Raw genomic sequence first — 20106 nt, forward strand, 5'->3', positions numbered from 1 at the left:
ACTTTTTGTGCAAGGCTTTGAAATAATTAGTTAAAGCATTTTTTATAAATATTTAATAAAACCCTAAATTTATGCTTAAATGCATAAATTTATAAGGCAGGTAGAATAAATAAACAATTGTTTTTTTACAAATCATGATAGAAAAGGCAAGGTTAGTACGAATATATAGGTGAAGGAGGCAATGATGGATGATTTAAAAATAATAAAGGGAATTAAAAATAAAAACGAAAAGTACCTTAGAATCTTCATCGACACCTACGGCCCGGTAATGAAAGCATCTATCTACAAGGTCTTGACCTTTAATGATAATCTGAGGATGGAAGTCTTAAATGAAGCAGTCCTAGCAGTCTGGGATAATATAGGATCCTTTGACCCAGAAAAGTCATCCTTTAAGAATTGGTGCGCAGGTGTGGCTAGATACAAGGCCATCGATGCCCTAAGAAAGGAAATAAGGCATAAAAGCGTAAATTTAGATGAAATCTCAAATTATCTAGAAGATGATGATGAGATTTACCTAGATAATACAGATGAAATTCTTAAGGTCCTTGATGAAAGGGATAGAGAAATTTTTAGGAAATTATTTATAGAGGGCTTCTCCTACGACGAAGTGGCTAAAATCTACGACATATCAAAGGAAAATCTCTACAACAGGGTTTCAAGAGGTAAGAAAAAAATAAGGAAGGAGATTCAAAATGAAAAATGTTTATGATGAAATTAATAATTTAGAATTTGAAAGCGAAGAATATAAATTAAATGATATAGAAAAGGAGTCTTTATATAAAATGGCAAAATCTTATAAGAAAAATTCAAAGAAAAAATATATTGCAGTGGCTGCAGCCTTACTTCTTGCGGCAGGCCTTACCGTTCCTCCTGTAAGGGCTCAAGTTTCCAAGGCCTTCACAGACATAAAAGTCACCATGATGGAAACAATCGGGGCAAGCCCTGAGTCCTATAAATATGTGACAGAACTTCACAAGCCAATAGAAATAGGTGATCAATCTATCGTTCTTGAAAATCTTGTAATAGAAGATAACAAGATTTACTCAACTATTCTTATGGATCCAAAAGGAAAAAGCATAGAAGAATCAAATGAAACAGCAAGTATCTACAAAGTTGTAATAAACGGCGAGACTTACAAGGCTTGGGGTTCAAGTGGATCAACAGGCATGTCAGACGATGGCAAGGCCTTTGTTTCAGAATCAATGACCGATTTTGATAAGGTTTTTCCTGAATTAGACCAGGCTGATATTGACCTATATATATCAAACGGAACAGCTAGCGAGGTTGTATCAATCAAAGCAAGCTCAAATATAGTTAATAAGGAAAATAAAGTCTTAGCCAAGGATTACAAGCTTGAAAACGGAGCTAATATCAGACTAATGAAGCTAAACCCAATCACCATGACCGCAGTAATTGAAGGTCTTGATCCAAATTATGTTTACGAACTTGAGGGAGTCGACAAGGACGGCAAAAAAATCGAACTTGACCTAAGGACAGTTTCTGATGGAGTATTTACCTTTATCTACAATAAAGACTTCTCAGACCTTAGCTTAGATGAGATAAAAGATGGCAGGGAAATAGACTTTAGCCTATCAAGGTCAAAAAGAAATCAAGAATCTGGCAAAGAAACAGACGGAAACTACGAAAAGGTGGAAGAATTTACTCTTTCAGCAAAATAAAACATCAAAAAAGTAGGTGAAATTAAAATCACCTACTTTTTAGTATGCATAATCAAGCATCTTTTTGGTCATATAAAGCTGGTAGCACGCAGCTATTACTAATAAGTTTAAAAATTTAATGCTCAAGCTTACAGAAAATGAGATAGCAAGACCCATGAGGGCAAATGACCCATAAAATAGATACTTATATTTTTTATCAATGCTTTCTAAATAATAATTTGCTTCCTTATTAAATTTGATACCTAGGCTTTTTTGGTAAAATAAAGCTATAACTGACCAAACTAGGGTAGCTACAAATAGGTACCAAGTATCATAGACCCTTACTTCATAAACTACACCGACCATCAAGATGTACATGATAAGCATAAGTCCTAAATATGTATTTTTTTGTTTATTAGATAAATTCCTAGCCATAAGATTTCCTTTCTTTTCTTCTTACTTTTTATATTTATACCCACTTTTTTCTGCTAATACAAAAAAAGAAGGCCGGAGCCTTCTTGATTTATTATAATTTTTCTACCCTTTCGCTTCTTTCTGGGCTTATCCCATCAATTCACTAATTGAGATGAGTTTTACTAACTAGGCATTTATTATTACTTCAACTTGCTCTTCTAGGACGTCCTTGTTATGTTTGGTTTCTGATGAGTAGGCAAAGATTAAGCCCTCATCTTCTATGCCTAGGGTTTTTTGGACTTGTTTTAGGTGTTTTTGGACCTGGCCCTTTTTTATTTTGTCAAACTTGGTTGCGATCACAAAGCCCATGTAGCCTGATTCTAGGATCCAATCATACATTTGCTTATCCAAGGCTGTTGGCTCATGGCGGATATCTACCAAGAGGAAGACCTCTTTGAGATTTTCCCTCTCGTGGAGGTATTCATTTATTAGCTTATCCCACTTGGCTTTTTCGGCTTTGGAGACCTTGGCATAGCCATAGCCTGGCAAGTCTACCAGCCTAAAGGCATTGTTTACCCTATAAAAATTGATTGTTCTGGTCTTGCCTGGTTTAGAACTGGTCTTGGCAATGGCCTTCCTATTTGAAAAGGAATTGATAAAGGAGGACTTACCGACATTTGACCTACCAACAAAGGCAATTTCTGCCAAATCATCATTTGGCCATTGGCTCTTAAAACCTGCAACTTGTTCTAATTCTATGTCTTTTATCTTCATATGAGGGCTCTTTCTATGACTTCTGAGACATTTGAAACTGGGATGAAGTTAATCTTATCCCTGATTTCCTTTGGTATATCTTCTGTATCTCTCTCGTTATCCTTTGGAATTATAACATTTGTGACCCCATAAGAATAGGCTGCTAGGGCCTTTTCCTTAAGGCCGCCTATAGCTAGGACATCACCTGTGATTGTGACCTCCCCTGTCATGGCTAGGTTATTTCTCACCTTCTTGCCTGTGAGAGCAGAGGTGATAGCTGTGGTCATGGTTATACCTGCTGATGGACCATCTTTTGGTGTTGCCCCTTCTGGAACGTGGACGTGGATGTCCTTATCTTCATAAAACTTATCTTTAATACCAAGCTTGTCAGCATTTGACCTGATGTAGACAATAGCTGCTTGGCCAGATTCTTTCATGACATCTCCAAGAGAGCCTGTAAATTCTACATGGCCCTTACCTTCCATAACATTGGCCTCAACTGTAAGCATAGTACCACCCACAGATGTCCAAGCTAGGCCATTTACAACGCCTATCTTTTCTTCCTTAGATATGTGATCGTCTATAAATTTCTCACGGCCCAGGTATTTGCTGTAATTATTCATAGTAACTCTGACAGACTTCTTACCTTCTAGGATTTCCTTGACTGCCCTACGGCAAATCTTGCCAATTAGCCTTTCTAGCTCCCTAACACCAGCTTCTCTGGTATAGTTTTTAATGATTTTTTCTATAACATTGTCTGATAGAGCAAGCTCTTCATCGCTTAGGCCTGTGTTTTTCATTTGCTTGGCGATTAGGTATTTCTTGGCAATGTTCATCTTCTCACCCATGGTGTAGCCTGATAGCTCGATGATTTCAAGCCTATCGTAGAGGGCATCTGGGATTTCGTTGATGTCATTGGCTGTGGTTAGGAAAAATACATCTGATAGGTCAAAAGGAATGTCTAGGTAGCGGTCGATAAATTTATCATTTTGTTCAGGGTCTAGGACTTCAAGAAGGGCTGATGATGGGTCTCCCCTAAAATCTGATCCTAATTTATCAATCTCATCTAAGAGGAAGACTGGATTTTTAACCCCTACCCTGTTGATATTGGCTAAAACCCTACCTGCCATAGCTCCTACATAGGTCCTCCTATGGCCTCTAATTTCTGATTCATCTGTCACACCGCCGAGCCTCATTGAAACAAATTCACGATTTAGGGCACGGGCTACAGACTTGGCAATAGATGTTTTACCCACTCCTGGAGGGCCTACAAGACAGATTATTGACCCCTTTACAGATTTATTTTTAATCCTTACGGCAATTGATTCTATGATTCTTTCCTTGACATCTTCAAGGCCGTAGTGGTCTGTATCTAGGATTTGGCTTGCCTTTTTGATATCAAGGCTTTCCTTAGATTTTTTATTCCAAGGTAGGCCTACCACAAAGTCTAGGTAAGAAATAATCACCCCATAGTCTGGGCTCATCTCTGGTATGGAGTCAAGTCTATCTAGGTCTTTATTTAGGGATTTCTTGCTTTCCTTATCAAACTTAATCTTGGCAATTTTTTGGCGGAATTCGTCCACTTCATTTTCTGCCTGACCTGTTGTTTGGTTGAGTTCCTTCTTTAAAACATCCATCTTCTCCCTAAGGTAGTATTCCTTTTGGGACTTGTTGATATTGTCAGTTACTTCCTTTTCAATTTCTAGACCTAGGTTTTTAAGCTCGATCTCCTTATCAATTGTCCTGTGGAGGAATTTCATCCTTTCAGTAATATCAAGCTCACTTAAAAGCTGATAGTATTCCTTTGGAGAAAGGTCTAGGTGAAAGCTAATTAAATCTACTAGTCTGTGGTAATTTTCAACTTCTACCATGCCATAGGATATCTCATCCATGATATCTTCGTTAATTGAGACATATTCCTTAAAATCTTCTAGGAGGAGTTTTTTGAGGGCTTGTAAGGTGTCGGTGTCTTCCTGGTTTTCTTCTAGGTATTCGTAAACTTCGACATCACTTCTCAAAAATCCCTCAGCGACCTTTAGTTTTTCAAGCTTACCCACACCTCTTGCCTGGACAAAGACTCTAATTTCACCATTTGGCATGGTGAAGGTTTCTTTTATGGTCGCAACTATTCCATATTCGTAAAGGCCATCTTGCTTAGGATTGTCATCGAATATGTCCTTTTGATTTAGTAAAAATATATCTTCGTTGTTTAGCTTAGCATTTTCAACAGCATTTTTTGAGATGGACCTAGCGCAATCAAAATTAAGCATAGTAGTAGGCATTACCCAGTAGCCTCTAAGTGGCACCAATGCTAAGTTTTCTTGTGTTATTTTATATGTTTCTTTCATAAATCTTCCTTACGTTTAAAAAGGGAAATGACTAGCATTCCCCAATTTTACTCTTATTTCTTTTTGTATTCTAGCTTGCTAGGATCATCTATAGCTTCTTTGGTTACTAGAACTTCTTTTATTTCATTCCTGGATGGTATGTCAAACATCACATCGAGGAGGAGATTTTCAAGTATGGTCCTAAGGCCCCTAGCTCCTGTTTTTTGCTCTATTGCCTTTTTTGCTATAGCCTCAATAGCATCATCTTCAAAGCTTAACTTGACATTATCAAGGTCAAACAGCTTTTGATATTGCTTGATGACTGAGTTTTTAGGCTCTTTTAGGATTCTCACTAGGGAATCTTCATCTAGGGCATCAAGGCTTACTATTATTGGCACCCTACCGATAAATTCTGGTATAAGACCAAATTTGAGCAAGTCTTCGGTGTTGACTAGGCTTAGGTCTGTCTTTTCTCTTTTGGAAATATCTGCCCCAAAGCCGATGGTCTTATCGACTTGTCTTTGGTTTATAATATCCCCTATGCCTTCAAAGGCCCCACCTAGGATAAAGAGAATATTGGTGGTATCTACCCTGATATATTCTTGAGATGGGTGCTTCCTGCCTCCTTGTGGAGGGACATTGGCTTCTGTGCCTTCTATTAGCTTTAGAAGAGCTTGTTGGACACCTTCCCCACTTACATCACGGGTTATAGATGGGTTTTCACTTTTTCTAGTAATCTTATCTATCTCGTCTACATAGATTATTCCAATTTCAGCCGCTTCTATGTCATAATCAGCTGCTTGGACTAGTTTTAGGATAATATTTTCTACATCCTCACCCACATAACCTGCTTCGGTAAGGCTTGTAGCATCTGCTATTGCAAATGGCACATTTAACTTTTTGGCTAGGGTTTGGGCAAGGAGGGTCTTACCAGAACCTGTTGGTCCAAGCATTAAAATATTTGATTTTTGTAATTCTACATCCGTATCTTCAACATTGGATGTAATTCTTTTGTAGTGGTTGTAGACTGCTACTGATAGGGTTTTTTTGGCTTCTTCTTGGCCTATTACATATTGGTCAAGGTAGTCTTTGATCTCCCTTGGTTTTGATAATTCAAAATCAAAGGTAAAATCATTCATAGCATTTTCTTCACCCTCGATAATTTCCGAGCAAAGTTCCACGCATTCATTGCATATATAGCCATTTGCTCCGGCAATTATCCTCTTTACTTGGCTAGAATCTTTACCACAAAAAGAACATCTCACTTGCGTTTTGTCCATTTCTGCCATATTACTTATTACTTTCTATAACTTTATCTATTAGACCATATTCTAGGGCTTCTTGTGCACTCATGGCAAAGTCCCTGTCTGTATCTTTCTCTATTTGGGCAAGGTCTTTGCCAGTATTTTCTTCTAGAATCCTATTAAGGTTAGCCTTAATTTTTAGGATTTGCTCAGCTTGGATAACTATATCTGACGCTTGACCTTGGGCCCCACCTGATGGTTGGTGGATCATGATGTTGGAGTTAGGTAGAGAAAATCTCTTGCCCTTGGCTCCTGAAGATAGAAGTACTGCTCCCATTGATGCTGCTTGACCTATGCAGATTGTTGATACATCTGGCTTGATGTAGTTCATTGTGTCATAAATTGCAAGGCCGCTTGTTACAACGCCGCCTGGGGAGTTGATATAAAAATGTATGTCCTTGTTTGGATCTTCACTTTCTAAAAATAGAAGTTGGGCAATTATTATATCACTTACCTCATCACGTACCTCTCCAGATAGGAAAATTATCCTATCCTTGAGAAGTCTTGAATATATATCATAGGCTCTTTCGCCTCTGTTTGTTTGTTCTACTACTGTTGGTACTAAATAATTTTTAGCTAACATAAAGCCTCCTTTATAAGGATTTTCCTTATATTCAGCTTAAAACTAGGTTAATTATTTTGCTTCTTTGTTTTCCTCTACGTGTTTGTGGTATTCTTCATGAGGAAGAGCCTTAGCCTTACTTACTAGTAATTCTACAGCCTTTCTTCTCTTGATATTTTCTTCTAGAGTCTCATCAGAAACATTTTTAGCAAAGATTTCTTTGAATTTTTCAAAATCATCTACACCGTAGTTTTTAGCTGTTTCTTTTAATTCTTCTTCTTTTTCTTCATCAGATACTTCGATACCTTCTTTGATAGCAAGTTCATCTATTACAAGATTTGCCTTAACTCTAGCTTCAGCACCTTCTCTATATTGGTCACGGATAGCGTTGATATCCATCTTTGTCATTTCAATATATTGAGAAAGTGTTAGACCCATTTGTTGAAGTCTTTGATCTAGATTTTGAAGGTCAAAGTCGATTTCTCTGTCTACCATTGATTTTGGAGCGCTAACTTCACTTACTTCTACTAGAGCTGCTACTGCTTGGTTTTGCATTTGGCTTTCAGCAAAAGATTTCTTATCATCTGCTAGCTTTTCTTTTAGGTTGTTTTTAAGTTCTTCAAGTGTATCGAATTCTGAGATGTCTTTTGCAAATTCATCGTCAAGTTCTGGAAGTTGTTTTTCTGTGATTGAGTTGATTTCAACGACAAATTTAGCATCCTTGCCTTGGAATTCTTTTGCTTGGTAATCTTCTGGGAAGGTTACGTTGATTTCAAACTTATCTCCTACCTTGTGACCGATTATTTGGTCTTCAAAGCCTTCGATAAAGGTGTTTGAGCCTATTACTAGGTCATAGTCTTCTGCCTTGCCACCTTCAAATTCTTCATCATCTAGGTAGCCATCAAAGTCTATATTTACCTTGTCACCTTCTTTTGCTCCCCTATCTTCTACTGAGATAAGTCTAGCATTTTCTTCTTGTTGGTGAGATAATTCGTGGTTTACATCTTCTTCAGTTACTTCACCAGATACTTCTTCTATTACAAGATTATTGTAATCACCTAGTTCTGGGTGTGGTTTTGTTTCTACTTCTACCTTGAAGGTGATGTCTTTGCCTTCTTCGATATCATCTAAGTCTACTGATGGTTGGTCGATTACTTCTAGACCTAATTCTTCTACTGCCTTTTCGTATGGTTCTGGGAATACTATTTGGATAGCATCATCGTAGAAGATTTCTGGGCCGTACATTTTTTCAAGAACTCTTCTTGGAACATGGCCTGGTCTGAAACCGTCTATTCTATATCTTTTCTTATTTCTCTTATATACTGTGTCAGTTGCTTTTTTAAAGTCATCATAAGCTACATTAAATTCAAATTTAGCTATGTTATTTTCGTGTGATTTTAATTCTGTCATTTTCTCCTCCGTGAAAGTTCATACTCATTGAAATAATATACTACATTTTTATCTAGCTATCAAGAAACTAGCCCATTTCTCTTATAAATTTAAGGATTGCGGACTTATTATTAGAAAGTTTTTCCTCAAGAACATTTTCTTCTATTAATTTAAGCAAATCGCCCAAGGCCCTTCCTTCTTTGTAACCGAGTTTTATTAAGTCCTTGCCATTTACTGCTAAATCCGACCTTTTAAGGACCAGGTCCTCTTTTTCTAGATTTTTTAAAAGCTCGTGGGCCTTATTTATATTTGCTAGGTCCTTGTGGACTGTTGCAAGCTTATCAGCCTTTTGCAAGTCAAGGAGCCTTAAGAGGTCTTCCTTACCAAGTTTTCTTAGAAGCCTTTTGATAGACTTTTCTGTATAGGTATTGGCCGCATCCATATGCCTTCTAATAAGGTTTTCTACAGATCCTATAAGCTTTTTGGAATATTTTAAATCTCTAAGCCTTGCAATGGCATGGTCTGCGGACAGGTCTTGATGGACAAAAAATCTCCCATTGCCCTTTTCATCAAGAAAAAAGCAATCTACCTTGCCTGTATCGTGAAAGATGGCGGCAAGCCTTGTTATTAGGTCTTTTTTTGTATTTCTTAAGACTTCTAGGCTATGTTCATAGACATCTAGGTAGTGGTGGGGCGAATGTTGGTCAAAGCCGATAGTTCTATATAGTTCTGGGAAAATCTTAGCAAGTAGACCCAATTCTTCTAAGAGTCTTATCCCATAAACTGGATTATCAGCTAGCAAAATTTTATTTATCTCACTTGCAATTCGCTCTTTTGAAATAAATTCAATATTCGCTTGTTTTTCTATTATGGCCTTTTTTAGACTATCCTCGATTGTAAAATCAAGACAAGTTGCAAACCTAACTGCCCTAAGGGCCCTCAGGTAATCTTCTTCAATCCTCTCTTTAGGATTGCCAACAGCTCGTATTATCTTGTTTTTTATATCAGTCCTTCCGTCAAAAGGGTCGATTATTTCTCCACTCCTTTTAGCCATAGCATTTATGGTAAAGTCCCTGCGGGCCAAATCTTCATAAATATCATCAGTAAAGGATACAGCTACAGGCCTTCTCTTGTCTAAATAGATTGAGTCGGACCTTAAAGTTGTTATCTCATACTCATCAAATCCTGCAAGAACCTTGATTGTTCCAAACTTCTTGCCAATATCAACTAGGGTAAAATTCTTAAAGACTTCCTTAATCTGATCTGGCCTTGCAGTCGTTGCTATGTCTACATCTGATGAAGGCTTACCCATTATTTCATCTCTAAGGCAACCTCCCACAAGATAGGCTTTAAAGCCAGCTTCTTCTAGGCTTTTTAAGATAAATCCCTTATTCATCCTCGGAACTATCTTTCTTATTTACATCTATCCTGTAATTTATAACATCTTCCCCATCATAAACTTCTACACCATCTGGTAAATCTAGTTTTACTTCTCCGGACTTGCTGGCCTTGATGTTTGATACATTTACTGGGAAGGTTGAGATTTTACTTATATTTTTAAGGCTTTGGCCCTTTATTACAATCTGATCAGGCCTTAGGGTCTTAAGGCTTGCTTGATATCCCTCGGCAAGTTCACCCCTTACCTTTAGTTCTACCTTTACTTTTTTTGTTTCATAAACTAGGAAGGAAAGGTTGATATCCTTATGGTCTAGGTCAACTCCTTCAACTGTCTTTCCGCCCTTATCAAGGACATTGACATTTACATTATGAATTTTGCCATCCAGATATTCGGCATCATTGATGTAAGCTTCGATTCTGTCGACCTTATTTATTATAGATTCTGGTCCTGAAATCTGTATTTCCTTTGGCCTTTGTTCATTTACCTCGACAAGTTTGCCATCTTTTAACTTATCATCTATGACAATATTTACTGGCATTGACTTTGTAATTATCCTTTGGATATTAAGGTTTATACTCTTTGGGTCTATGTGGTCGACATAGATTCCTGTTGGAGTATCAATGTTTACATCGAGGGAGTTAATGCCTTCTTTGACATTTGCAACATTTATTGAGGCTTGAATATCAGATTGGTCAAGGCCTATAAGGTTATTTCTTGAGCCTGTTAGCCTGACTGATACAGTGTTTGCCTCATCCTTGCTGACAATGGTGTAGCCATTATCTTCAAGCTTATCCTGGTTTTGTATAATAAGCGGAAGGTTTCTAAAAGTCCTATTTGCTGTTGGATTGGTTGAAGTTGTGACAAAGGTCCACATCACTACAGCCACTATAATTGATAGGATTATCAGTTTATTATCGCTTTTATCGTCAAATTTTTTGAGTTTTTCTAGAAAGCTATTCATCTTTTTTTAGCCCCTTTTCGCTGATTTCATTTCTTAGTCTAATTGTTAGAGATTCTTCATCAAAATATCTGTTGATTACACCATTTTCAGCTACAGATATATTGCCTGTCTCCTCTGAAACTATGATTACAACCGCATCAGACTTTTCTGTAATGCCTATAGCCGCCCTGTGCCTAGTGCCAAGCTCCTTGGCAATGGTATTGGATTGGGAAAGTGGCAAGTAGCAGGCTGCTGCTGTGATTGTGTTTTTTCTAATAATAACTGCCCCATCGTGGAGAGGGGTGTTTGGTATAAAAATATTTATAAGTAGTTCACTAGAAATATCTGCCTCAAGCATGGTTCCTGACTCAATTATATCAGAAAGTCCTACTTCCCTTTCAAGGACAACTAGGGCTCCAATTTTTTGACGAGAAAGGGAGCTCATTGCAGAAACTATTTCCTTGATAGAATCCTCATTTCTCATATTTTTCTCAGATCCAAAGATAGACCTACCCCTACCAATCCTCTCAAGACCAGTCCTAAGCTCAGGCTGAAAGACTACGATAATAAATACCAAAGATACAGTTAAAAACTGGTTCATAACCCAGGAAACCGTATTTAGGTTGAGCATATCAGCAATAGAGGCGAAAATTAGGACAAAGATAAGTCCATATAAAACCTGCTCAGCACGGGTGTTTCTAAGCAAGGAAAAAAGCTTATAAACAACAAAGGCTATAATTGCAATATCAATAACATCTGTGACTCTTATTAACATAAGAGATGTAATAAAATTATCTAAAAAATTCATATTCTCACTCCTAATAATATCCTACTTCTTTTTGCTAATAAATTACACTTCTTATGGATTTTCTTTAACAAAAAAGACCCTGGCATAGGCCAGAGTCAAAATCTGTATTTATTTTATCCTAGGTCAGAAACCTTTCTTTTAGCTTTTGGCCTAAAAATCAAGCTCATTAAGACAAAGGTTAGGGCAAAGGCAAGCATTATTCCCATATTGGGCAGAATTGTGCTTAGGGCTGGATTTTCTATTAGCATATTATTATTTTTTATATAATAATAAGAAGGTAAGATTTTTCCTATATTTAAAGCAGTCTTTGACAAAAATTCCTGAGGGACAAAGGCTCCGCACAAAAATGACGAACCCAAGCCCACCACCTGCATGATAGCCGACATTATATTTTCACTTACTATAAGATTTGCAAGCATAACAGCCATGGCTACGACAGTAATGGTAAAGATCAAAGAGTTTAAGAGCATGAGGTTGGTGTGACTTGCCTTAAAATCGTACTTGTAGATTAGGGCAAAAAGAATGACATAAAATAGCCAAACTCCGATGCCTGTCACTATATGGCCCAGAATTAATTCCAAATTCATCCTAGCCTTTGACATGGCAGAGACCTCATTTCTCATGGCAATAGTAGATTTCTTATAAATTTTAACTATAGTTGAAACTATAAGAATTACTTGTGATAAGATAAGATAATTTAAAAAGTTAAAATAAAAGAGGGAATCATCTTTGTTTTTAACCTTATTCTTATCCTTTAAATCCACTTCTATCTTCTTATCCAAATCCTTACTTGCAAAGTCAATTGCTTGAGCTTTCTCAAAACCTGCCCTTTCATAAGAGGCCACCTGGTTTAAAAATTGATTGATATTCTCCTTTACAGCCATCCCATACATATCATTTGGGGCATTTTTAAAGTCTAGCTTCCTAGTTTGGTCAAAATCTTTAGGAATCACGACAGCTGCGTTTATCATCTGGTAAAAGAGCTTATCTTCAACTAGGTCTTCATCCATTTCCCTTATCATGGTGTTTTTATCAAGATAGGCTACTAAGGCCCTTGATAAGTCAGTCTCAGCCTCATCATTTATGTAAATGTCAGGTTTTACACTTACATAAAAATCTCTCTTAACAGACCTTGTCGAAAAAATCAGAAGGAGGCCAAAGATAGCTGAGTAAAGGATTATGGCAAATTTGTGGCCTGCTGCAAGCTTAAAATAATTTTTAAAGACTCTCATATTCTTTACCTCGCATAAAATACATAGATCCTAAGATTAGGGCCAGGGTCACCAAGCCAAGATAGATTATATTTTGATAAAATCTACCAGTTTCTTCATAATAATAGAGGGCATAGATAGCATCTGTTACAAGAGCTACGGGATTTATCCTATTTATAATAGGGATTTTTTCTTCAATTATAATTTTCATATCAGACATCATCATGCCTGCCAAAAAGCTCATAAGCATGGATATGGCTATGCCTAGATTTATCTTAAACTCGATTGACTTTTTATTTGAAACTCCAATAAAAATCCCAAAGACAATTCCTGTAAGGGATGAAAGCCCGCTTAGAAGGACTAAAAGTCCCATCTTATCCCCAAAGTCTATCCCGATTACTTTTTTCAAATATCCTATAAAGATTAGGGTGATTGCAAAATTTATTAGCCAGCTTGCTAGGATTGATGCGCTTAGGGCTCGGCTTTTTCTAAGTGGAGATATGGTATTTCTCTTGGCATTGACAGATAAATTGGCCTCATATTGATAGATTACGAAAAGTCCCCACATATAGCCATAGATTGTGGTCATGCCTACTAGGGTGTAGAAAAAGGTATTTATCGGGTCCATGTTTTTTCTGGATTTATCATTTATAAAGTCATCCACCTCCAAGACCTTGACAAGGTCTGCCTTAGGATTTTCTGCCATGACCCTTTTTACCATTTCAGATTTTTGCAAGTAGGCATTAAGGATTGTCTCCACAATTGTCTGGCTTATGCCTGATTTATTGGCATAGACCTTATCAAGGCTATCTACATAGACCTTGACCTTGTCATTTTGATCTAAGATATTTTTGTCAGTGGCTTTATGGACCTTAAAATAATCCTCATCTTCCATCTGGTCTAGGAAATTTTTGAAATTTTCATCAGCTAGCAAGCTCTCATTAACACCTATATCTATCCTTTCAAATTTGGCCTGAGTGGACAAATTGCCAAAGGCTAACTTAAATAAAATCGCCAAAAGAAAGGGGAAAATCAAGGCCCAAAAGACCATGGCCCTTTCTCTTAAAAGATATTTGAGTGTGTACTTAAATGAATGCAAAAACATACTAATCCCTCAAATCCTTGCCAGTAAGCTCTAGGAAAACATCGTTTAGGCTTGGTTTTTCTACGCTTATTGACTTATATTCTATGTTTTTTTCTTCTAGGAAGGTCATGAGTTTTACTAAATTTTCATCTCCCTTGGAGAAGTTTAGCCTTAAGATATTATCCTTGTAGTCAAGGCTTATTAGGTGGTCAAGACCCCTTAGGTCTTTAAGGATTTCCTCACCTATATCACTTGCCTCAAGGCTTATCTTTTCTGTAAGGTCAATCATATCCTTAAGCTCTCTGGATGTGCCCTTGGCGAGGACCTTACCCTTATCGATTATGACTATATCATCACAGAGAAAGTCTACCTCATCCATATAGTGAGAGGTATAGATTATGGTTGAGCCCTCTTGGTTTAGTTTTTTGATTCCCTCAAGGATGTTATTTCTTGACTGCGGATCAACGGCCACTGTCGGTTCATCTAGGATTATGATATCAGGCCTATGTGCTATGCCGCAGGCTATATTTAGCCTTCTTAAGAGACCGCCAGATAGTTTTCTTGGCTTAAATTTTTTAAAGTCATTTAGGCCAACTAGTTCTATGGCCCTTTGGACAAGTTCTTTTCTCTCCTTCTTATCCCTTATATAAAGTCCGCAAAAATAATCTATATTTTCATAGACGCTTAGCTCGTCATAGACTCCCACATCCTGGAAGACTACGCCGATTTTTTCTTTAATATCATAGGCATCTGGCCTCATTTCCTGGCCATAGATTTTGACACTGCCCCCATCTTTTTTAAGGAGAGATAGGATGCAAGAAATTGTTGTCGACTTGCCAGATCCATTTGGGCCCAAGAGTCCCAAGATTCTTCCCTTTTTGACATCTAAATCAAGGCCGTCAAGGGCTTTTACTTCCTTATAATTTTTGACAAGCCCCCTTACTTCTATGAGATTTTCCATTGCTTTGCCCTCCTATATTCTTATACTTATATTAAACCTCCAATGATATATACTTGTAAAATTTATGTAAAAACAATGTTAAAAACCGCCAATGGATTCCCATCAGCGGCTTTCTTTAAAGTTTCATTGAGTTTTGTCTGCGTCTTAGTCTGGTGATTGTGGCCTTTTCGTCGATTTTAACCATTGACATGTCTATTACTGTGTCCTTTTTGATATCGACTATGGCTTCTGTATTTGGTGTTATAAGACCTATTGGAAGGAGGTCTTCATTTAGGCACCTGTCATGGCTGGTTAGCTTTCCAAAGACCCTGTCAGAGCCGATTCCTTCAAGCTTTTCACCCTTTTTGATATCCCTTTTGGCTACTGTTACAGTATCTGCTACCTGGCCATGAATTGGAGCAATAGATGGCTCATTTTCAACTACTGCATCATAAATTGTGATTGGAGCTTCTAGACTTGTTAGGTGGTAAGGTCTATACAATAAATAGTTTGGACCATCGCCAAAACCTAAGAATTTCATAAGATCTCTTACATCTTCTTGGTCGCTTGTTACTATTATAAAGACTCCTGGAGCCATGCCTGGTGAAAAGTCAACTATTCCATAAGAGTTTAAAACTCCACCATCAGCCTTAAGTTTAAAGTCTTCTACTGCCCTTTCCGGACTTGTTGTAATGCCGTGGCAACCAAAGGTATCTGGCAAAAATCCTAGGGCATTGCAGACAGCATTTAGCTCAATCATTGTATTTGTACCATCTACAAAGCTTGTTAACATTCTAGGAGATAAGCCTTTTTTCTTAGCCTCTTCTTCAAGAATTTCCGCTGTTGCATAGTTATTAAGTGGGTTGTTCTTGCCTTTTGCAGCTACTAGGACTTTTAGACCCATGCCGTAGGCATTGTCTACTAGGTCAATTATTGCACCTGGCTCATCACCAAGGATGCCAGTATAAACAACTCCAGCCTTTTTTGCCATATCGTGTAGGACAGGTCCAACAGTCGCATCACATTCAACATTGAAACTAATCATATGTTTGTGGTATTGGATTGTTTTTCTGGCAATTACTGCCCCAAATGGTGGGTTGCCAGTACAGTCAACAACTGCATTTATCTGTAAAAGCTTATAGGCTAGTCTGTGGTTAGTTGATACTGCTACAAAGCCCTTTTCTAGAACCTCATAACCCTCGTTATAGTCATCTGTATAGATGATTTTATCCTCGCTAACACCAGCCTGAACTAGGGCTTTTATAGCCTTTCTAGGATTCCTATCTACAACTAACTTTACTTCCATAGCGTCTATCTTTGATAGCTGGCTTATAAGAGAAGCCCCCATCTTGCCACAACCGATTATGGCTAGTTTGATGCTTTCTCCATTATCTTTCATTTCTCTTAGATTTCTATTTATCTTTAACATCTATTTCTCCTTTTTAAACAAAAACTAGTTTTTGTTTAGGTAGTCGGCACAAGACTTTGCGCTTGAATATGCCCACTGTATATTATATCCCCCACAGGCCCCATCCACATCCAAAACTTCGCCTATAAAGTATAAGTCTTTTATATTTTTGGACTCAAAGGTCTTGGGATTTACAAATTTTGTATCAATTCCCCCAATTGTAACTTGGGCATTTTCCACATCATTTATCTCTTTTATCCTAAATTCCAAACCTTTAAGGCTTGCGGTGATTTTTTTAAGGTCCTTAGCACTTAAGGATTTTGCCTTGATATCTTCTCTAAGACCTGTGCTTTTTACTAGGTCAAAAATAAGCTTTTCGTTTATAAAGCCTGTCAAAAGCTCTCTAAGGGTCATATCTTTATATTTTCCCGCAAGAGCAGATAAAATATCCAAGACTTCCTTAAAATCATAGGCACTTAACAAGTCTAATTGTACCCTAATATCACTATTTTTAAACAGACCGTAGGAAATTTGGTTGGATAAATCAAGGATGGCTGTTCCTGTTAGGCCGTAAGGCTGAAAGATTACATCATCAGTAGAAGAGTTTATAAATTTACCGTCAATATATAAGCTCGCCTTGGCTGTGACCCTGACCCCCTTAGCTCTCTTTGAGAGAGGGTTTTGGCACTTATAATTGGTAATAGCATATGAAAAATCTCTTAGGGAGTGGACTTTTTTAAGGATTTTAAAAATCTTGCCATCTGACCCACTTCCAGGTAGGCTCTTCCCTCCACTGGCTATAACAAGCCTATCGTAGACATATTTGGCATCTTTTGTGATGACAAGTTTTTTGTCAAAGTCAATATCAAGGACATCTGCCTCGAAGATAAATTTGCCATTCGCCCTCATAAACAAGATGTCCCTCACAGTTTTTGAGCTAAGGGTTTGAGGATAGCACCTGCCTGATGGAAGATTTGTAGTTAGGATTCCTAGGCTGTTAAGGTAGGCGATTAAATCCTTGTTATCATTTGCTCTTAGGGCATAAGAGTAAAAGCCCTCATTGGATGAAAAATAAAAGTCATCTGAAAGATTGAGGTTGGTGAAATTACACCTGCCATTGCCTGTGGCTAAAAGTTTCCTGCCAGCTTGGTCATTTTTATCAAGGATTAGGAGGTCTTTTTTATAAAGACCTGCAAAAAATAGGCCAGCCGCCCCCGCCCCTATTAGGATTGTCTTCATAAATCTTCCAAGACCCTTATGATGGTTTCCTTTTCCTTGTAAGGAGTTTTTTCATTGCCATGAAGTTTGATAAAATCTTCCTCGCCCTTACCAAGGCAAAGGACATAATCGCCAGGCTTTGCCATTTTTATGGCAGCTCTTATGGCGTCTTCTCTGTCTTTTACAAGACTATAGGCCCCGTAATTTTCCCTAAAGCCTGCTACTATATCTTTTGAAATATTTTCGTAGCTATCAAATTTAGGATCGTCAGTGGTAATCATGGCATAGATGTCAAAATCTGATACGGTCTTGCCGATTAGGGCTCTAAATTCTTCATTCCTATCTCCCTGGATACCAAAGACTGCGATTTTCTTGGCATCTTCTGGCAAGGATTTAAAAATCTCCTCATAGGCCCTTGGTGTGTGGGCAAAGTCAACTACTAGGTTTATACCAAGGTCATTGTCTATATATTCAAATCTTGAACCCACTCCTGGGAAATCTGTTATGACTTTTGCTATATCTGTAAGGCTTGCCCCCATCATCTTTAGGGCTGCTATGGCTGCAAGGTTGTTGTAAAGCTCAAAGTCTGCTATTGTGTTAAGCTTAAATTTTACCCCGTTAATTCTAAAGGTCATGGTTTTTTCTGATTTTTCTATATCTACCGCCCTGATATTGGCTGTATCAGATTTGCCAAAGCTTATGGCATCTGGGAAGATGCTTATGGCTTTTTGTCCCCATTCATCATCGGCATTTACTATCTTTATTTCCGAGTTTTCAAGCAAAATCATCTTTGCCTTAAAATAAGCTTCCATGGTCTTGTGATAGTCTAAATGTTCTGTGGAGAGATTGTTAAAGATACCGACCTTAAAGTCAATCCCAAAAAGTCTGCCCTGGTCAAGTCCATGACTTGATGCCTCTAGGGTTAGGTATTTAATTTCCTTTTCTAAACATTTATTTAAAATCCTATTTATCTCTGTGATATCTGGAGTTGTATTTGAGGTAGGGATTATCTCTCCTGCCACATTTGCCCCATCTGTACCTATATTTGCACAAGGACCAAAGAGCCTTTCAATAAGATAGGCAACGAGTTTGCTGGTTGTGGTCTTGCCATTGGTTCCTGTTACTGCCACAAGGTCCATCTTTCTTGATGGGTAATCTGATATTATATTTGAAAGTTTTGCAAAAATTTCCCTTGGATTTTCTACCCTTATATAGGTGACATTTGGGATAAATTCCACAACTTCTGAGTGGACAATGGCACATGCTCCATTTTTTATGGCATCAGCTATATATTTATGGCCATCAAAGATTGACCCCTTTACTGCCACAAAGATGAAGTCCCCTTCGACTTTTAAAGAATTGTTAGTAACTCCCCTTATCTCTACGTCAGGGCCCATTCTTAGGCTTTTATATTCAATTTTGCTTAAAATCTCTGTAAGTTTAATCAATGTAGGATATAACCTTTCCTTTCTATGGCTTCTCTAATTTTTTTGACATGGTCCCTGCCATTGGTCTCTAGGGTTAGCTCTACATTTATATTCTTAAATCTAGATGCTTCCTTGAAGCCGTCGTGTTCTATTGATATTATGTTGGCCTTAGTTGATGTAATTAGGGTGAGTAGCTCATTTAGCTTTCCTGGAATATTAGCGATTTCTACATCTATCCTTGCAATTTGGCCAATTTCATAAAGTCCCTTATTTATAAGTTGACTGATAAAGGACATATCGATATTGCCGCCGCTTACCAGGCAGACTACGTTTTTGTTAAAAAAGTTTAGCTTATCAAGAGCTGCTAATGGGAGGATTCCTGATGGCTCTGCTATTAGTTTGTGCTTTTCAATTAGCTTTATAAAGGCCATGAGGATTTCCTCATCTGTTACTGTAATCCAATCATCTACCACATCCTTGCAGATTTCGTAGTTTAGATCACCTACTCTTGCAACAGCTGTACCGTCTGCTATGGTATCTACACCTTCAAGGGTTACGATTTCGCCTCTTTTTATAGATTCTTTCATGGACCTGGCTGAATATGGCTCAACACCTATTACTTTTATAAGTGGTGATATTTGCTTGATGCATTTGGCAACACCTGATATGAGCCCGCCCCCACCTACTGGCACTATTACATAATCTACGTATTTTAGTTCATCAACTATCTCTAGACCAATTGTACCCTGGCCCTCGATTACGTCGAGGTCATCAAAAGGTGGAATAAAAGTATAACCCTTTTCCTCAGCTAGTTTTAGAGCGTGTTCCTTACATTCATCAAAACTTGCCCCATGTAAAACTACTTCAGCCCCGTATTTTAAAGTCCCGTCGACCTTGATCATTGGAGTATGTTCTGGCATGCAGATTACAGCCTTCATGCCTAGTTTTTTGGCAGAAAATGCTACACCCTGGGCGTGGTTGCCAGCTGATGCCGTGATTATTCCCTTAGCTGCCGCCTCCTTATCAAGCTTAGATAGCTTGTTATAGGCACCTCTTAGCTTAAATGATTCTGTTTTTTGAAGGTTTTCTGGCTTTATGTAAACGTTGTTATTGCATCCTTCAGAAAAAACTTCGGAATAAATCAAATGTGTAGGGTTTGTTACTTCACTAACTCTTGCTCTTGCTTTTTCAAAATCAAACATAATATATCCTTTCATATTTATTGTATATTTTTATTATAACATGTATTTTGACATTTTTTAAG

General features: G+C 37.6%; 18 protein-coding genes. 2 read left to right on the forward strand and 16 right to left on the reverse strand.

Annotated elements, in window-relative coordinates:
- Window positions 1–184: 184 nt before the first annotated feature.
- On the forward strand, window positions 185–709 hold the full coding sequence (locus tag ACCQ42_RS03650; protein WP_410035416.1) for a sigma-70 family RNA polymerase sigma factor: 525 nt from the start codon (window positions 185–187) through the stop codon (window positions 707–709).
- Complete coding sequence (locus ACCQ42_RS03655) at window positions 693–1679, forward strand: hypothetical protein (protein WP_410035417.1); 987 nt, start codon at window positions 693–695, stop codon at window positions 1677–1679. Before ACCQ42_RS03650 ends, ACCQ42_RS03655 begins: the two co-directional genes overlap by 17 nt.
- Window positions 1680–1718: 39 nt before the next feature.
- Here ACCQ42_RS03655 and ACCQ42_RS03660 read toward each other — a convergent pair whose 3' ends face one another.
- From ACCQ42_RS03660 to ilvA, 16 genes are all read right to left on the reverse strand, one after another.
- A complete protein-coding gene (locus ACCQ42_RS03660) occupies window positions 1719–2093 on the reverse strand; it encodes a hypothetical protein (protein ID WP_311531123.1) in 375 nt (124 codons plus the stop codon).
- 165 nt (window positions 2094–2258) lie between these two features.
- The gene (gene yihA / locus ACCQ42_RS03665; RefSeq protein ID WP_311531124.1) at window positions 2259–2846 is read right to left on the reverse strand and encodes a ribosome biogenesis GTP-binding protein YihA/YsxC; all 588 of its coding nucleotides are present in this window, start codon (window positions 2844–2846) and stop codon (window positions 2259–2261) included.
- Window positions 2843–5173 carry an endopeptidase La gene (gene lon / locus ACCQ42_RS03670; RefSeq protein WP_410035418.1) on the reverse strand — a complete coding sequence of 777 codons (2331 nt, stop codon included), beginning with the start codon at window positions 5171–5173 and terminating at the stop codon, window positions 2843–2845. Before lon ends, yihA begins: the two co-directional genes overlap by 4 nt.
- Before the next feature lie 53 nt (window positions 5174–5226).
- Complete coding sequence (gene clpX, locus ACCQ42_RS03675) at window positions 5227–6441, reverse strand: ATP-dependent Clp protease ATP-binding subunit ClpX (protein WP_410035419.1); 1215 nt, start codon at window positions 6439–6441, stop codon at window positions 5227–5229.
- A 1-nt stretch (window position 6442) separates the two neighbouring features.
- A complete protein-coding gene (gene clpP, locus ACCQ42_RS03680; RefSeq protein WP_410035420.1) occupies window positions 6443–7039 on the reverse strand; it encodes an ATP-dependent Clp endopeptidase proteolytic subunit ClpP in 597 nt (198 codons plus the stop codon).
- Between the two features lie 51 nt (window positions 7040–7090).
- Window positions 7091–8428, reverse strand: a complete 1338-nt coding sequence (gene tig / locus ACCQ42_RS03685; protein ID WP_106461631.1) for a trigger factor — start codon at window positions 8426–8428, stop codon at window positions 7091–7093.
- Between the two features lie 67 nt (window positions 8429–8495).
- Complete coding sequence (locus ACCQ42_RS03690) at window positions 8496–9803, reverse strand: CCA tRNA nucleotidyltransferase (protein WP_410035421.1); 1308 nt, start codon at window positions 9801–9803, stop codon at window positions 8496–8498.
- On the reverse strand, window positions 9796–10767 hold the full coding sequence (locus ACCQ42_RS03695; RefSeq protein ID WP_265214142.1) for a CdaR family protein: 972 nt from the start codon (window positions 10765–10767) through the stop codon (window positions 9796–9798). The genes ACCQ42_RS03690 and ACCQ42_RS03695 overlap by 8 nt, the downstream gene beginning before the upstream one ends.
- Window positions 10760–11554, reverse strand: a complete 795-nt coding sequence (gene cdaA, locus ACCQ42_RS03700; protein WP_106461626.1) for a diadenylate cyclase CdaA — start codon at window positions 11552–11554, stop codon at window positions 10760–10762. Before cdaA ends, ACCQ42_RS03695 begins: the two co-directional genes overlap by 8 nt.
- Before the next feature lie 113 nt (window positions 11555–11667).
- A complete protein-coding gene (locus tag ACCQ42_RS03705) occupies window positions 11668–12786 on the reverse strand; it encodes an ABC transporter permease (protein ID WP_410035422.1) in 1119 nt (372 codons plus the stop codon).
- On the reverse strand, window positions 12773–13870 hold the full coding sequence (locus tag ACCQ42_RS03710) for an ABC transporter permease (protein WP_410035423.1): 1098 nt from the start codon (window positions 13868–13870) through the stop codon (window positions 12773–12775). Before ACCQ42_RS03710 ends, ACCQ42_RS03705 begins: the two co-directional genes overlap by 14 nt.
- A gap of 1 nt (window position 13871) precedes the next feature.
- Window positions 13872–14810: an ABC transporter ATP-binding protein gene (locus ACCQ42_RS03715; RefSeq protein WP_410035424.1), complete on the reverse strand. Its 939-nt coding sequence runs from the start codon at window positions 14808–14810 to the stop codon at window positions 13872–13874.
- Window positions 14811–14925: 115 nt separating this feature from the next.
- Complete coding sequence (locus ACCQ42_RS03720) at window positions 14926–16218, reverse strand: NAD(P)H-dependent oxidoreductase (protein ID WP_410035425.1); 1293 nt, start codon at window positions 16216–16218, stop codon at window positions 14926–14928.
- 24 nt (window positions 16219–16242) lie between these two features.
- Window positions 16243–17436, reverse strand: a complete 1194-nt coding sequence (locus ACCQ42_RS03725; protein ID WP_410035426.1) for an aminoacetone oxidase family FAD-binding enzyme — start codon at window positions 17434–17436, stop codon at window positions 16243–16245.
- On the reverse strand, window positions 17433–18863 hold the full coding sequence (locus ACCQ42_RS03730; protein WP_410035427.1) for a UDP-N-acetylmuramoyl-L-alanyl-D-glutamate--2,6-diaminopimelate ligase: 1431 nt from the start codon (window positions 18861–18863) through the stop codon (window positions 17433–17435). Before ACCQ42_RS03730 ends, ACCQ42_RS03725 begins: the two co-directional genes overlap by 4 nt.
- Window positions 18860–20044 (reverse strand): threonine ammonia-lyase, encoded by a 1185-nt coding sequence (ilvA, locus tag ACCQ42_RS03735; RefSeq protein ID WP_410035428.1) that lies wholly within the window; start codon window positions 20042–20044, stop codon window positions 18860–18862. The genes ACCQ42_RS03730 and ilvA overlap by 4 nt, the downstream gene beginning before the upstream one ends.
- Window positions 20045–20106: the final 62 nt, after the last annotated feature.

The sequence above is a fragment of the Anaerococcus kampingae genome, from assembly GCF_046365475.1.
In the GTDB taxonomy this organism is placed as follows: domain Bacteria; phylum Bacillota; class Clostridia; order Tissierellales; family Peptoniphilaceae; genus Anaerococcus; species Anaerococcus kampingae.